The sequence below is a fragment of the Acinetobacter amyesii genome, assembly GCF_002018365.1.
GTDB lineage: Bacteria > Pseudomonadota > Gammaproteobacteria > Pseudomonadales > Moraxellaceae > Acinetobacter > Acinetobacter amyesii.
Genome location: NZ_MVKX01000002.1, coordinates 185,918 through 201,759, shown reverse-complemented (window position 1 = coordinate 201,759; position 15,842 = coordinate 185,918). Strand labels below are relative to the sequence as shown.

General features: G+C 44.4%; 11 protein-coding genes. 1 reads left to right on the top strand and 10 read right to left on the bottom strand.

Going from position 1 to position 15,842, the window contains the following annotated elements:
- The 9 genes from B1202_RS04580 to B1202_RS04535 all read right to left on the bottom strand — a co-directional run bounded on the left by B1202_RS04580 (position 1) and on the right by B1202_RS04535 (position 13,173).
- On the bottom strand, positions 1–1,809 hold the full coding sequence (locus B1202_RS04580; protein ID WP_078189408.1) for a monovalent cation/H+ antiporter subunit D: 1,809 nt from the start codon (positions 1,807–1,809) through the stop codon (positions 1–3).
- Entirely contained in the window at positions 1,809–2,174 is a 366-nt protein-coding gene (locus B1202_RS04575; protein ID WP_078189407.1) for a Na+/H+ antiporter subunit C, read from the bottom strand. The genes B1202_RS04580 and B1202_RS04575 overlap by 1 nt, the downstream gene beginning before the upstream one ends.
- A 1-nt stretch (position 2,175) precedes the next feature.
- Positions 2,176–5,016, bottom strand: a complete 2,841-nt coding sequence (locus B1202_RS04570; protein ID WP_078189406.1) for a monovalent cation/H+ antiporter subunit A — start codon at positions 5,014–5,016, stop codon at positions 2,176–2,178.
- 342 nt (positions 5,017–5,358) lie between these two features.
- Positions 5,359–6,762, bottom strand: coding sequence for an ATP-binding protein (locus B1202_RS04560; protein ID WP_078189404.1), 1,404 nt, complete (start codon positions 6,760–6,762; stop codon positions 5,359–5,361).
- Between the two features lie 46 nt (positions 6,763–6,808).
- Positions 6,809–8,311, bottom strand: a complete 1,503-nt coding sequence (locus B1202_RS04555; protein WP_078189403.1) for a UvrD-helicase domain-containing protein — start codon at positions 8,309–8,311, stop codon at positions 6,809–6,811.
- Between the two features lie 9 nt (positions 8,312–8,320).
- On the bottom strand, positions 8,321–9,103 hold the full coding sequence (gene hisIE / locus B1202_RS04550; RefSeq protein ID WP_078189402.1) for a bifunctional phosphoribosyl-AMP cyclohydrolase/phosphoribosyl-ATP diphosphatase HisIE: 783 nt from the start codon (positions 9,101–9,103) through the stop codon (positions 8,321–8,323).
- Between the two features lie 96 nt (positions 9,104–9,199).
- A complete protein-coding gene (locus tag B1202_RS04545) occupies positions 9,200–10,501 on the bottom strand; it encodes an FAD-dependent oxidoreductase (protein WP_078189401.1) in 1,302 nt (433 codons plus the stop codon).
- 104 nt (positions 10,502–10,605) lie between these two features.
- A complete protein-coding gene (locus tag B1202_RS04540) occupies positions 10,606–11,493 on the bottom strand; it encodes an SDR family NAD(P)-dependent oxidoreductase (protein WP_078189400.1) in 888 nt (295 codons plus the stop codon).
- Positions 11,494–11,895: 402 nt separating this feature from the next.
- Positions 11,896–13,173, bottom strand: a complete 1,278-nt coding sequence (locus tag B1202_RS04535; protein WP_078189399.1) for an O-acetylhomoserine aminocarboxypropyltransferase/cysteine synthase family protein — start codon at positions 13,171–13,173, stop codon at positions 11,896–11,898.
- A 319-nt stretch (positions 13,174–13,492) separates the two neighbouring features.
- On the opposite strand from B1202_RS04535, the gene ettA reads away from it, so the two are divergent.
- On the top strand, positions 13,493–15,154 hold the full coding sequence (gene ettA / locus B1202_RS04530) for an energy-dependent translational throttle protein EttA (RefSeq protein ID WP_078189398.1): 1,662 nt from the start codon (positions 13,493–13,495) through the stop codon (positions 15,152–15,154).
- A 63-nt stretch (positions 15,155–15,217) separates the two neighbouring features.
- Here ettA and B1202_RS04525 read toward each other — a convergent pair whose 3' ends face one another.
- A complete protein-coding gene (locus tag B1202_RS04525; protein WP_078189397.1) occupies positions 15,218–15,628 on the bottom strand; it encodes an SEL1-like repeat protein in 411 nt (136 codons plus the stop codon).
- Positions 15,629–15,842 lie beyond the last annotated feature (214 nt).

Below are 15,842 nucleotides of genomic sequence, written 5' to 3'. Positions count from 1 at the left end.
TTAAGGTGCCTCCATCGGTTTCAGTTGGGTCTCTTCAGGCAGTTTTTCTTCTTGTTGCTGTCCCTGAATTTGGCGTTGCTTATACTCAGAAATATGCTCGCCATGTAGTGTTTCAGGCGCGATCAATGCAGGAATGAGGTGTGCATTTGGATCGGCTGATTCACCACCATATTTGGTTTCAGGTAAATTTTCAGGATCATAAGGTTGAACACTGATGATTTGACCTTCTTCATCCTTTTTCAGCAGCAATGATTCATATAATGGATTGTCTTGAATTTGCTGCGCAGTTTTGTAGGTATAGTCATAGATCGGTGCAGCAAAAACCATATATCCCACAAGCGCTGTTAACAGCAGATAAATGGTTTTGTCATTACGAAGCGGTGCCTTATTCGGCAAAGCCTGATAACGCTGATATTCTTCAGTATCAATATCATCTTCTGGGCGAGATGAACGCCAGAAAAGCACAAAACCAACTCGAGTGAATGCGATAATACTGAGTAAACTCACCAACAATACGATCAAAATAATCATAATTTGGTAAGGTGAATTGGCCGTTGCTTGTAAGAGAAATACTTTACCCAAAAAGCCGCTAAATGGTGGTAGACCAGCCATCATCAACGCAATGATGAAATAGCAGACAGCAACTGTATTATGCTGTTTCATACGGGGCGCAATTTTAAAATGATCTTTAAATTCGCCACGTTGTGAGGTAATCCAACCCGAGAGAATATAAAAAGCTGCACCAATGATGGTACTGTGAATCAGGTAATAAAGCCCCGCAGCCCATGCATCTGTATTAAAGAGTGAAATCGCAACCAATATTGTCCCGATAGAAGACAAAATCATAAAACCGACAAAACGACGTAAACGATCTGTTCCGATTGCACCATAAGCACCATAGAGCGATGTTACTAAGCCAATCGGTAATAGCCACTGTTGTAAGATTTCACGGCTAATCCCATCGTCAAACACAGTACCATTGACACGGAGAATGGCATAGATACCGACCTTGGTCATGATGGTGAATAAGGCTGCGACAGGAGTGGTCGCCACAGCATAGGTCTTCGGTAACCAGAACCCTACAGGCAGCATTGCAGCCTTGATGCCAAAGACAGTGAACAGCAACAATGCACCAGCCACAGCAATACGATGCTGATCCGCTTCAAGCAAAGGCATAAGTCGTGCAACGTCTGCCATATTTAAGCTACCCACACTGCCGTAAATCATCCCGAGTCCAATCAGGAAGAGAGCAGAGGCAAATAGGTTAATGGTGACGTAATGAATACCAAGCTGAAAACGTGCTTTGCCTTGACCATGTAAGAGCAAAACATACGATGCCATCAACAGGATTTCAAAGAACACAAACAGGTTAAATAAATCGCCTGTCAGGAACGCACCACATAAACCCATCAGTAAGAAATGGCACATGGCATGGAAATAACGACCACGTTCGTCCCATTCTTTGCTGGCAAACCACATGACTGGCACAGCAAGTCCATAGGTCAGCACCAACATGAATGCTGAGAGTCGATCTAGGACTAAGACGATACCAAACGGTGCGGCCCATTCGCTCAGGTTATAAACCAAAACTTGGCCAGAGCTGGCAATCATCAAATAACTGATAGATGTGATCAGCCCGAGAATGCCGGAAACATAGCTGATTCCACGACGCCAAGGTTGTCGCCAGTCATGCGCCAACGAGCCAGAGCCGGGGTTGCCCAGCAGGACTAAAATAAATGCAGTAATTGCAGGAATTAAAATACTGAAAATCGGGCTATGCGTAGTCCAAAATTGGATGAAGTCATGCATTATGGCTCATCCTCCCGCGGGTCAATTTGCGGTATTTCTTCTTTGGAGTCCACATGATCTGTTCCGGTTTCATAGCGGCTACGCAGAGCCAATTGTACGATAAAGGCAGTGGTCGCAAAGCCAATCACAATGGCGGTCAGGACCAAGGCTTGTGGTAAGGGATCGGTCGCTTTGGTGGTTTCCGTTAACACAGCCGGTGCGTTGACATGAATACGCCCCATGACAAATAAAAATAAGTTCACGGCATAGCCAATCATGGCTAAACCTAGCACGACAGGAAAGGTACGTGCTCGCAAAATCAGGTAGACCCCTGTTGCGGTCAGTAAGCCAATGGCTGAAGCGAGTAAAAATTCTAAACTAATCATCTTATTCGCCTCTCGGAACTGGACCAGACATACTCGAGTGACGCGAGTCGCCTAAGACGGAAATCATTAACATCGTCGCGCCCACAACAGTGATGTAGACACCTGTGTCGAAGAGGGCAGCGGAGGCAAGGTGCATTTCGCCTAAAATTGGAGGTGAGACATAGATATGGGCACTGGTCAGGAATGGGCGGCCCCATAGCCAAGCAGCGATCCCTGTCAGACCTGCAATGGTTAAGCCAATACCAATCCACACTTCATATAAGCGACCTGATTTTGCACCAATCAATTGTTCAGCACGGTCTTGACCGAGCGCAATATATTGAATCACTAAGGCTAAAGAGGTAATTAAACCTGCAATAAAGCCACCGCCTGGTAAGTTGTGACCCCGTAGGAAAATATACAGGCTGACCACCAAGGCCAAAGGCAGAATCCATGATGATGTAATACGGAACATCAGTGGCGACGGATTAAAACGATAGGTCAGACCTTGCGTAATGGTGGTGCCATGAGCACGCATACCATCCATCATGCACAGCGTACCAATCGCGGCAATTCCTAGAACTGTAATTTCACCAAAGGTATCGAAACCACGGAAGTCCACCAAGATCACGTTGACCACATTGGTACCACCACCAAGTGGGATAGACTGCTGCATGAAGAACCATGAAATGGAGTTGTGATCACGGGTCATGATCAACCATGAAATCCATGCAATCCCTAGACCTGCAATAATCGCAATCAATGCATCTCGCCAACGACGTGACACGCTCGACTCATAAGGGGTGAGCTGTGGTAATAACGATAAGCTCATGAGTAAGAGCACGGTGGTCACCACGTCAACAGTAATCTGTGTTAACGCCAAATCGGGAGCGGAGAAACAGATAAACACCATGGTCACAACTAGACCGACTGCACCACTGATGAGGACGGCCTTAATCCGCTCATGGTGGAACCAAAGCATCATCCAACATGCAGAGAATAATAACAGCCATAGAACGATCGCGATGACCGGTGCATGTACTAGTTCACGGCTGCCTGTGCCGATGCCTTGCAGCCAAAATGGAACGATGACGATGGCCACACTAAAGATCAAAATCCACAATAAATAGCTTTGTAATTTGCCATTTTCAGTAAAGCGACGGAACTTTCTTGAGCTGAGTAAAAGATGTTTTAAAAATAAGTCGAACAGCACTTTACCTTGCAATCGACCCAAAAGTGGATCTAAGTCGATCCGGCGTAATTTGCCGCCCTTCGCCAATGCGAAATAGAAAACTAAACCACCCAAGAGTGCAATCACGCTCATCAAAAGGGGGGCATTTAAACCATGCCAAATTGCTAAATGTGTACCTTCAAACGCAGGGTTTTGAATACTCGCACGTGCTGTGCTATTGACTATATGTTCAACCAATAGGGCAGGGAATAATCCAACTAAAATACATAAAGCAGCTAGTAAGGTTGCCGGTGCACGCATGCCAAACGGTGGTTCATGCGCTTCTTTATTCGGAACATCTTTCCCTAATGGACCATCAAAAAACACCCCGTGAACCAAACGTACCGAATACGCGACAGCAAAGATACCGGCAAAGGTGGCAATGATGGCTGACACGATCATCACTGGCCCAGTCAGGTTGGCTAACAGTTCAGTAAAGAACATCTCTTTAGAAAGGAAACCATTGGTTAATGGGACACCTGCCATAGAGGCTGCAGTGATCATGGTTAGCGTTGCGGTAAACGGAAGTAACTGCCATAAACCAGAGAGTTTTCGTAAATCACGCGTGCCTGATTCGTGGTCAATAATCCCTGCGATCATAAACAAGGCTGCTTTGAAGGTCGCATGGTTAATGATATGGAAAATGGCAGCGGCAACTGCGAGGGGAGAGCCGATCCCGAGTAAGCAAACAATCAGACCTAAATGACTGATGGTGGAATAGGCCAACAGCCCTTTTAAATCTTCTTTGAAAATGGCAAAGAAAGCCGCCATACATAAGGTAAATAAGCCAATAAAGGTGACCAAGTTGTGGTACAACGCAGCGCCTGCAAAGATTGGCAATAAGCGTGCAAGCAAGAAAATTCCGGCTTTCACCATCGTAGCAGAGTGTAGATAAGCCGAGACGGGGGTCGGTGCCGCCATGGCATTTGGCAACCAAAAATGGAAAGGGAACTGCGCACTTTTGGTAAAGGCCCCCATTAAAATTAATAGCAGTGTAGGTACAAAAAGCGGGTGCTGCTGAATTTGGCTACTCATCGTCAGGATTTGGTCAATCTGATAGGTGCCCGTGATTTGCGCCAACAGGACAAAACCACCCAACATACATAGACCACCCATGCCTGTAATGGTCAAAGCCATTCGAGAGCCACGCTGAGCTGCGTCGTAATTGCTCCAATAACCGACCAAAAGGAAAGATGAAATACTGGTGAGTTCCCAGAAAATAAGTAATAAAATTAAATTATTAGACAATGAAATGCCGAGCATGGCAGCCATGAACAGCATCAATAAAACATACAGTTTACTGAGCGAGTTCTTTGGACTTAAATAATAGTAGGCATAGATATAAATTAAGGTGCCGATCCCGGTAATGAGCAAGGAAAACAATAAGCCCAGTGCATCGAGACGGAAACTGAAATCAATGCCAACTTGAGTGAGCCACGGCCAAGTTTGAATGATGGTTTTGCCATTAAAGACATCTGGGGCCTGACTCAATAATAAAACTAAACTGCTGAGGCTGACGCCAATCGCCCCTAAAGCTGTTACCCCGCGAGAGAATTGCTTCAACCACGAGACAAGTGTTGTGCCTAGTATTAACGGTAACAATATAATAATCGGTAGCACACTCGTATCCATTGTCATGATTAGGCGGTGAAACCTAGGTGTATTTCATCTTTCAAGGATTACAGGACAGCAAAGAGCAGTCCAAAAATTCAATCTTGAAAGCCATGTGTGTCAAAAAAATTAAAAACAAGCTGTGTTGCGCAACTCGTGAAGCGATAGCAATTTCCGATGTTACTATGAAAATTGCAAATAAAACCGATCATATTACATGCGTAAAACAACATCAATCTTTTTTATGAACCACTTACACATTATACGCCTGACGCAACTGACTCGACATTTATCGCGGCCTTGTTGCTGAATATTTAAACATCGAGGCTATGGATTACGCTCAGCCAATCAGCCTCAGCATTTTTAACTCAGCGGTTGGATCGTAACGTCCTGATCACCCCGCTGTGATAAAGCCCTAACCAATTCTTGTTGCTGTTGCTCGGTCAGTTGCGTCTGGATTAACTGCAACATGTGCTGGATGGTATCTGGGCTGTTCAGTGGCTCATTTAATTCCGTCTCTTCAGTTTTAGCTGGAAGCGATGGCTTTGATCCGAGTTGCAACTGCTGATAAATCTGATCATAGGTTTCTTGTAGTTTTTCAGGCTGAATCTCACTGAGCTTATTATTCTGTAGTTGTAAGCACTGAAAACGAGAAGCTTGTTCGAGCAGTTCAGGACGGTTTCCGCTGGCAATGATTTGGAGTCGTGGAAACGCTTGATTTAAACGGGTCAAAATCACTTGAGTCATGTTTTGATCGAGTTGGTGGTCTATGGCGTCGATCAATAAAATGCCGTCACCTTCTTGGCACGGATATAAGCTATGAGGATTGAGTAGACAGAGGCGACGCACAATATCACCAATTAAGGCCACAAGGTTGCGCACACTATTCGACAGCTGTTGAAATAACATGTCTTTGCCTTGATAGCAGACCATTAACTGTAATTTGGGGTGATATTGCAGATAAATATTGCTCACATCGGGCAACACGGTCTCTAAAGCTTGTTTTAATGATCTGAGTGACGGCGCGTGTAGATCGGCCTGAGCTTGTGCTAGTTTTTGCCCAAAAATTGGCGTGTCTGATGCGTTGGATGTATCGGCTTGGGTTTTAGGATGTAATAAATTTTGAATTAATTCGGCACTTTGTGCATTTTCAATGTCGGATATTTCTCGGAACCACTCAAAAAAACGAATAAACGTGGTAAAGGGAATGGCCGAGATTTCATAGGCATGTGAAGGCTGAAAAATAGCAGGATTGTTTTTATTAAGAATATTCACATCGTTGACGAAGCGTTCAGCAGGGTAATAGGCAATGAGTGGCAACCCTTGTAACGGATCAGCTTTGAGGGCTTTTTGATACAGTGAAACCATCGATTCTAATTGCCGTGTTTCGGCCTTACTGAGGCCGACACCTTGACTGTTTAAAGTTTTATACAATTGCCATGAACAACATTGCGGGTCTTGGTCTTGCTGATCACTTGAAAGCTGAAATGCCCCAATGTCTTCGGGAAAACTGACCTGAATATCAAGTTTCGATTGCAAGCGATTTAACATGATGTCTTGATCGAGCATTACCACGCCTGCGGTACGCAAATCTTTATAGCGTGCAGCAAACCAAGTGAGGGCCTGGTAACTAAAGCGCAGTAGGGAGGTTTTTCCGGAGCTTTGATCACCCAAAATCAAGGTAATCGGCAGATCGTGATAATTAAAATTGAGGGTGATATCAGTAAAATGAAGGGTGTGCTTGAGTTGAATCGATTGTATTTTCATGGTGCACCTTTTACTGATTTATTGTTTATTCACCTTTGTCATCATACTAGCTGACCGCTTGTGCCAAAGATTTAGGCATTTGACGTTTTAAGTGCTGCATCAAGTCATAAATATGATGGATATTTAAACTTACTTTAGCACGTGTGCAGGCCACGTAAAGTAACCGTAACTCTTCGTCACTAATTTTATAATCTTTATCGTTGAGCTTAAATTGGTAGTCATCTTCAATATGCACCCGATCCCATTCTAAACCTTTGGCTTTATGGGCGGTCGAGATGATGTAGTCAGCCTGATCTATCGGGGTGATTTTCGCCAGCGCCTTTTTCAGTGGGTCAGTACCGTGGTCATCGACCAACTTCACTAGCGGTTTAATATCGCTGCCGTCATTGGTTTCACAATATTCATGCACATCATGCCATGAGTTAAACCACGCAAGCTCTGGGACATCGACTACGCGTTTGCCTTGTTTGAGCATGGCTGCAGCATCCACAAAACGATTGAGTCGTGCATGATCTGCTTGCAGGCTAACTTTTTCGCCCTTAACCAAACCAGCCAATAACAGTTCCATCGCGCGTGCATTGGTACGACATAAAATGGCATCGCGCATCTTGGTATGCGGCTTATTGACCACTTTAGAGTTGAGCTGCGGATTACCCAATAACGGCACGGTTTCATTCAATGCGCCCAGCAGAGCATTGGCGTTCAAGGCAATTTCTTCACCAAAACGGAACGACGTGGTTAAACGTGATTCGGGTAATGGGAGTTGCTGCATGGCATTGACTGCGCCACGCCATGCATAAATTTGCTGATGCGCATCGCCCACATAGATGACTTGGGTATTCCGCTGTTTTAGTAAAATCCCCAGCATTAGTGGGTCAGCATCTTGAGCTTCATCGAACAGCACATAATCCGCAGGAATATTCGGTTCAGACAAAGCCCAAAGTTTTAAATAAATATCGTGTCCAATTCCTGCTGCATGGTTCGGATCAATCGACTCTAACCAACGACGTTCAATGGCAGGATATAAATGCTTTTGTAAGCTTTCGATATCGTCTGGATGCAACCAACTCGGTGCTTGTAGATGTCGTGGGGCAGGGTACTGTGAACTGGTCGAACAGAAATAACTAACAGCATTTGCCACCAGACTCGCCAAACGCGAAGGCATGAGTACATATTTTTCATAACGACCGCCCATCATACGACGTAAGGTGATCGGTTCTAGTCGATATTCTTTGGCAATAAAACTGGGGCTTAATCGCGGTAGACGCAGTTTGTCAGTCACTCCACGTGGAACACTGCGATAGGCCAATGAGTGGAAGGTGCGACAGTCGACATTTTGATGAAAACGATTCTGTGCTTCGGTGGCAATGGCTTTGTTAAAGGCTAAGTACATGCCACGCCGCTGAGGCATGGCATCACTGATCATTTGGAGTGAGGTGGTTTTACCTGTGCCAGCATAGGCAATCACTTTAAATGATTTGCCAAGACGTGCGTTATCTATGGCAGTGGCCTGCTCATAGGTCGCGGTCGGTTTTTTAAGCTCTGGCACGGTTGCGTCTTAGTGCTGACGGTTGGCTTTTTCAACCAAACCCGAAAGGCCTTGACGACGAGCGAGTTCGTTGAGTACCAATTGTGGATCAATATCGAAATAACCCAACATCACAATGGTATGGAACCAAAGATCTGCCACTTCGTAAATCAAATCGTTTTTGTTGTCTTCATTGGCTTCGATTTTAAAATCTTTAGCGGCAATGATGGTTTCAACGCTTTCTTCACCGATTTTTTCTAAAATTTTGTTGAGGCCTTTATGGTAAAGCTTTGCCACATAAGAGGACTCAGGATCAGCTTGTTTGCGTTCAGCCATCATTTTACCTAAGTAGTCGAGTACTTCGACTTGCTCAGATTGTGCATTGGATGCATTCATCGCGAGGGTATGCGGATTTGCTGATTTTGCGCCATAAATTGCAGCAGGATCTTTCAATTGCGCATCGACAATTTCCCAGCCATTGGCAGTAAGCTTGCGGTAGAAGCATGACTCACGGCCGGTATGGCAGGCAATGCCGCCATGTTGTTCAATTTGTAGCACAATCACGTCAGCATCACAGTCCAAACGGATTTCATGCACGGTTTGGAAATGGCCAGATTCTTCACCTTTATGCCATAACTTATTGCGTGAACGTGAAAAGTACACCGCTTGATTTTTTTCTGCAGTTTGCGCCAACGCTTCACGGTTCATCCATGCCACCATCAAAACGCGTCCGCTTTGATGATGCTGTGCAATAGCAGGCACTAAGCCTTGTTCGTTAAATTTTACTTCATCGAGCCATTGCAGGTTGTTCATGAGGATTTCACCAATTCAAAAATCAAAAAATAAATGCCGCAGCATTTGAGCAGCATCATAGTGTAAGCCATCAAGAGAATGATGGGGAGTTAATTCTTAATCAAATTTTAAATTGCGCAGTTCAGCCGCAGAATCATCTGCAGGCTTGCGGGCAATGTCGGCATAATTCATTTGTCCAAACGCACCCGTTTTTAAGCCGGAAATCGTGATGGCCATTTCTTTGCGGAAAAACGGCAGCTGATACATGGCACGAAATGAAATATCACGCAGCGGTGCTGTCCAGCGATGATGTGATTGATAAAAAGGAGTCAGTAGGCGGCTAAAAAATTGGTAAAACCGCACGGACGGCAACCGCAGTTGATGATACTGCTGCCATAAGTTCTGTAGTGAGGAATCCTGTTGATATTGGAGCAGGGCATGACTGATGGCCCATGCATCGAGCAGCGCCATATTGGCACCTTGTCCAAGCTGTGGACTCATGGCATGAGCCGCATCTCCTAAGATGCCGATACGGCCTTTACCAAGTTTGCTCAGCACCACATCACGATAGTTGGCAGACAGCCACTGCTGCGGATCATCTGGATGTGGAATCGCATGTGCTAACCATTCTGCGACACTCGGCCAGCGTTTCGAAACTTCAAGCAGCCATTGCTGCTGTGCGCTTTTGGTTTTTAAGAATCCTTCTAAATCTGCTGTAGGTAGACTCCAGAAAATGCTCGAAAGGCGCTGTTCAGGCTGCGTTGGAATTGCTCCCGTAGGCATCACCCCCATCATGATATTGGAGCGGTCATAGAATTGATGCAAGATTTGCGGATTCAGCACTTCGCATTCAGGCACGATGATCCACTTTGAACCCCAAGGATAGGCTTGGTTGAGCTTTTCCCACGCTTTAGGGCGTAAATGGCTGCGTGCGCCATTGGCGATCAACACGAGATCAAACTGACGTTGAAAGGATTGATCTGCGGACTGCCCAATCACGTTTATACCGTCACTGGATTCTTGAAGTTCATGTACCTCATGCGCCATGCACCACTCAACGTGTTGAGGATACTCACGGACTTTGGATGCAAGGACATGACAGAGTGTGGCACGGTGAATGCCGAGTCCATATGAACGTTCATCGGCCTGTCGATAATGACTGTTTATCAGCAAGTCGCCGCCAGCCAGTTGACCTTCAAGACCAGTTACTACAGCACCTAGGCTTAAGGCGTGTTCCAAAGTGCCTAAATGTTCGAAAACTGCCAGTCCGGCAGGTTGTAATAATAATCCTGCGCCCACAGGTTCAAGTTGTGAGACTTTTTCATATAAGCAGATCTGATGGCCTTGAGCAGCAAGCATTGCTGCAGCAGCCAATCCCGCAGTACCCGCACCGATGATGGCAATATTTTGAGTTTTCATTGTTATAAAAGTTGATTTTATCTCAGCCCAATGTAGCAAAGTTGCCGCATAAAACCCAATAAAAAAAGCCCTCAAAAGGGCTTTTTTTAGGGGTGCATCAGGTCTTACCAATGTTCACCAGGGAATAGGCGAGCATATGCTTTTTGTACCCAATTGAGTTTTTCTTGTTTACCAATAGACGCTGAAGAACTTGGGAACAAGTTATACCCAATCGACATGAGTTTGTTATTAATGTCAGGAGCAATGGAGTAGGTGATCGAAGCCAAACGGCCCAAATTGGTTGCGACTTTCTTCGGACGTTTCACGATGGCATACGCAATCAGGTCAGTCGCTTGTTCTGGAGAAAGGGTTGGAACGTATTTATAAATTTTGGTTGGGGCGATCATTGGCGTGCGCACCAATGGCATGTAGACCGACGTGATGGCAATATTATGTGAGTGAACTTCAGCGCTCAGGCAACGGCTAAAAGCATCTAATGCGGCTTTAGATGCAACATATGCAGAGAAGCGCGTTGCATTGGCTAATACACCAATCGAGCTGATGTTGATGATATGACCTTCACGACGAATCATCATTTTCGGCAACAGGTTCATCACCAAACGTACCGCGCCAAAATAGTTCAACTGCATAGTACGTTCAAAATCATGGAAACGATCGGTAGATTCATGCACGGCACGACGAATAGAGCGGCCAGCGTTATTAATTAAGATATCGATATGATCGACGGAAGCGAGGATTTGTTGTGCCACAGCATCAATGGAGTCCATATCATTGAGGTCACATGGGAAAACATCGGCTTTACCGCCAGTGGCTTCAATTTCAGCTTTTACGGCATCAAGAGTTTCTTTGGTACGTGCAACCAGTAGAACATGTGCGCCTGCGTTGGCAAGGCGATGCGCTGTGGTTAAACCGATACCACTCGATGCACCGGTGATTAAAATGGTCTTACCGTTGACACGGTCAACGAAACGTTTCTCAAGTCTTGAATTCACGATGAGGTTCCCTGTTAAATCAGTTTTATTGTATTCATTTATCGGCCCGACAACGCTATGTGCAGGGCTGTTTTAAGTCAGCGGTATGATAGCGTTTTATTTAAAAAAAGCCACATGATAAGTAATTGATAATAAAATAATATTTAGAGTTTTTACTCTAAATTAAAATCCCTATTTACTCAATTTTTAACACATAAATATGTGAAAGAGAAGTGCTTTTATCAACATCGTTGCAACCTAAAAAAAGTCGATTTTCAAGATAAATAAAATTGTAAATAAATATAGAAGCAGGGCAATAGATGCCCAAATTTGGAAGGCGGATTATGTGGGGGAGGTTCTTTAAATGAAATGGAAATAAAAACAGGCCTTAAAAATAAGACCTGTGGAATGTGCAATTATGCTTTAAACAGCAGCTAAGGCTTGCTCTAAGTCGGCAATCAAGTCATCTGCATGCTCGATCCCAATCGATAAACGAACCATATCAATGCTGACACCGGCTGCTTTGAGTTCATCTTCATTGAGCTGACGATGTGTCGTGGTCGCAGGATGGCAAGCTAAACTTTTGGCATCACCAATATTCACGAGGCGAGTAAAGAGTTGTAGGGCATCGATGAAACGTGTGCCACCTGCAAGGCCGTCTTGAACCCCAAAGGAAAGAATCGCAGACGGTTTGCCTTTGACATATTTTTGCGCTAAAGCATGCTGTGGATGGTCTTTTAAGCCAGCGTAGTTAACCCATTTTACTTTTGGATGTGCTTGTAAATATTCAGCCACTTTTTGCGCATTTTCGGTATGACGTTCCATGCGCAGGCTTAAGGTTTCCAAACCTTGTAAGATCAAAAACACATTGTGCGGGCTGATCGCAGCGCCCGTATTACGCAGCGGCACCACGCGCGCGCGGGCAATGTAGGCAGCTTCACCTAAAGCTTCGACATAATTCACCCCGTGGTAGCTTGGATCAGGGGTGTTGAGTGATTTAAAACGTTCAGGGTACTTGCCCCATGGGAACTTGCCGCTGTCGACGATGATGCCACCAATAGAATTACCATGACCGCCAATATATTTGGTCAAGGAATGCACCACAATGTCGGCACCAAATTCAAATGATTTTTGCAGGACAGGAGTAGCAACGGTATTGTCTACTACTACAGGTATGCCATATTCGTGCGCAATTTTCGAAATTGCTTCGAGGTCAATAATATTGCCCAATGGGTTACCGATAGATTCGACAAAGACCAGCTTGGTTTTGTCATCGATGAGGCTGCGCAGCGCTTCGGGGTTTTGATAATCAAAGAAGCGAACTTCAATGCCTTGTTTCGGCAGGGTGTGGGCAAATAGGTTATATGTGCCGCCATAAAGGGTCGAAACTGAAGCGATATTGTCGCCTGCTTCAGCAATAGTTTGAATCGCATATGTAATGGCAGCCATACCAGAGGCTAAGGCCAAAGCGCCAATACCGCCTTCGAGTGCTGCAACACGCTGTTCAAGTACCGCTGTGGTTGGATTCATGATGCGGGTATAAATATTACCCTGAACTTTTAAGTCAAATAAATCAGCACCATGCTGTGTGTTATCGAAGGAATATGAGGTGGTTTGATAAATTGGCACCGCAACCGCTTTGGTGGTTGGCTCCGGTGTATACCCCGCGTGAATTGCTAAAGTTTCGTCTTTATAGGTCATGATTACTTCATCTAAGTGAGCTAGTTTTTTAAACAGTCTATCATTTATATATATGAATAAAAGTGCTTTATTTTTAAAATTAATATCATAATTATTCATATTGTTGAATAATTTTCAGCTAAAGATGAGCGAAATCATGCTTAAAAACGCATGTTTAAATTTTGTTCGCCATTAAACTTGTAACAATGCATTGAAGCCGCGTGCGAAACCTTATTTTTTCACGACTTTATGCGTATAATAGCCGATTATTTTTTCGCTCAATTGAGCAGGGGCAACTTTGTGTTGTTCCGTATATGTTTTGACTATTGAGGAGTCCTAAGTGGCCCAATATATTTACACGATGAACCGTGTGTCGAAGATGGTTCCGCCTAAGCGCGAAATCCTGAAAGACATCTCTTTATCATTTTTCCCAGGCGCAAAAATTGGTGTGCTTGGTCTAAACGGTGCAGGTAAATCTACCTTGCTTCGTATTATGGCGGGCGTAGATAAAGATTTCTCAGGTGAAGCACGTGCTCAACCGGGTATCAAAATTGGTTACCTTGAACAAGAGCCGCCATTAGATGAAAGCAAAGATGTTCGTGGTAACGTTGAAGACGGTTTACGTGAACCGTTGGATGCTTTGGCGCGTCTTGATGAAGTGTTTGCAGAATATGCAGCAGAAGATGCTGACTTTGATGCACTTGCAAAAGAACAAGAGAAGTTAGAAGCGATTATCCATTCATGGGATGCACATAACATTGTCAACCAAATGGATCAGGCTGCTGCAGCGTTGAACCTTCCAGCTTGGGATGCAGATGTATCTAAGTTGTCTGGTGGTGAGCGCCGTCGTGTTGCACTTTGCCGTTTGTTATTGTCTAAACCAGACATGCTGCTTCTAGACGAACCGACGAACCATTTGGATGCTTCATCAGTATCTTGGTTAGAACGTTTCTTGAAAGACTTCCCAGGTACGATCGTTGCAATTACCCATGACCGTTACTTCTTGGATAACGTGGCAGAGTGGATTCTTGAGCTTGACCGCGGCATGGGTATTCCATACCAAGGCAACTACTCTTCTTGGTTAGAGCAGAAAAATGCTCGTTTAGAGCAAGAACAGAAGCAAGAAGAATCTTTTGCTAAAGCATTGAAAAAAGAACTTGAATGGGTTCGTTCAAATGCCAAAGGTCAGCAAAAGAAAAACAAAGCGCGTATGGAGCGTTTTGAAGAGCTTAACTCACGCGAATTCCAACAGCGTAACGAAACGTCTGAAATCTACATTCCACCTGGTCCACGTCTAGGCAACAAGGTTGTAGAAGTTGAAGGCATCAGCAAGTCGTTTGGTGATCGTACGCTTTATAAAGATTTATCATTCGTTGTACCGCCTTGCGCCATTGTGGGTATCGTGGGTGAGAATGGTGCGGGTAAAACCACATTGTTCCGTATGATGACAGGCGAGCAGCAGCCGGATACAGGTACTGTGGTACTGGGTGAATCGGTTAAAGTGGCTTATGTCGGTCAGATTCGTGACACTTTAGATGATAACAAAACTGTTTGGGAAGAAGTTTCTGGCGGTTTAGACATCTTGAAGATTGGTGAATACGAAATCGCATCTCGTGCGTATATCGGTCGCTTTAACTTCAAAGGTCAAGATCAGCAAAAACGTGTAGGTCAATTGTCAGGTGGTGAACGTAACCGTTTACAACTTGCAAAAATCCTGCAAATGGGCGCAAACGTCATTTTACTCGATGAACCATCAAACGACTTGGATATCGAAACTTTACGTGCGCTTGAAGATGCCATTTTAGTATTCCCAGGTACTGTAATGGTGATCTCGCATGACCGTTGGTTCCTCGACCGTATTGCAACGCACATCTTGTCATTTGAAGGTGAAACCCCTGAATTCTTCACGGGTAACTACCATGAATTTGAAGAATACCGTCGTAAACGTGATGGTGATGACCTTGTTGCAAAGCGTCAAAAATACCGCAAAATTGGTAACTAAGTTCCAGTTTTAAAATAAAAAACCAGCCTGCGGGCTGGTTTTTTATTGCGTGAGAAGCAATGACTATACAACAATGTCTTCATAGGCATGATGTAAGACGTAGTCTGCATGTTCATGGCCTTGTGCAGCCGCTTTACTGAGCCAAAGCTCTGCAAGTTCATAATTGCGGTCTAAGCCGAGTTCTCCACGTAAATAACCGAGACCTAAGCGATATTGGGCATCTTTATGACCTTTTAATGCGGCACTTAAAAAATTCCACATGGCATTGCGATAGTCAGTAGGGGATTGGTCTGCTGAATCCATAGTATGGTGACTGAGAAAGTCTTGATGGTGTTGAGCCGCAAGAATTTCAAAATAAGTCCCTTGAGCGTAATCACCCTCGGCTTCTGGAACCGAAAGGTGCATTCCTTGCAACTTTGGATTCATCTGTTGTGACAACAGTGCATAGATTTTTTTCAGAGCTTGTATCATCATTGTTAAACTCCTTGTTTCTAGATATAACCACTTGATTAATAAGGATATTAATTGTAGTCATTCGTGCGCTGCGATGAATGATTTAATTGTTTTAAACAGATCACACTTAAGATGAAAATTAGCATGCTTGTCATGATATGTGAATAGGTATTGAAAAATATTTATAAGTAATTTCAGTCATCTAGATCGCGAAAAATTATTTTTAATAAATTGA

Coding starts and splice junctions, on each gene's coding strand:
- B1202_RS04580 (WP_078189408.1), bottom strand. CDS start 1,809: ATGCATGACTTCATCCAATTTTGGACTACGCATAGCCCGATTTTCAGT.
- B1202_RS04575 (WP_078189407.1), bottom strand. CDS start 2,174: ATGATTAGTTTAGAATTTTTACTCGCTTCAGCCATTGGCTTACTGACC.
- B1202_RS04570 (WP_078189406.1), bottom strand. CDS start 5,016: ATGGATACGAGTGTGCTACCGATTATTATATTGTTACCGTTAATACTA.
- B1202_RS04560 (WP_078189404.1), bottom strand. CDS start 6,762: ATGAAAATACAATCGATTCAACTCAAGCACACCCTTCATTTTACTGAT.
- hisIE (WP_078189402.1), bottom strand. CDS start 9,103: ATGAACAACCTGCAATGGCTCGATGAAGTAAAATTTAACGAACAAGGC.
- B1202_RS04545 (WP_078189401.1), bottom strand. CDS start 10,501: ATGAAAACTCAAAATATTGCCATCATCGGTGCGGGTACTGCGGGATTG.
- B1202_RS04535 (WP_078189399.1), bottom strand. CDS start 13,173: ATGACCTATAAAGACGAAACTTTAGCAATTCACGCGGGGTATACACCG.
- B1202_RS04525 (WP_078189397.1), bottom strand. CDS start 15,628: ATGATGATACAAGCTCTGAAAAAAATCTATGCACTGTTGTCACAACAG.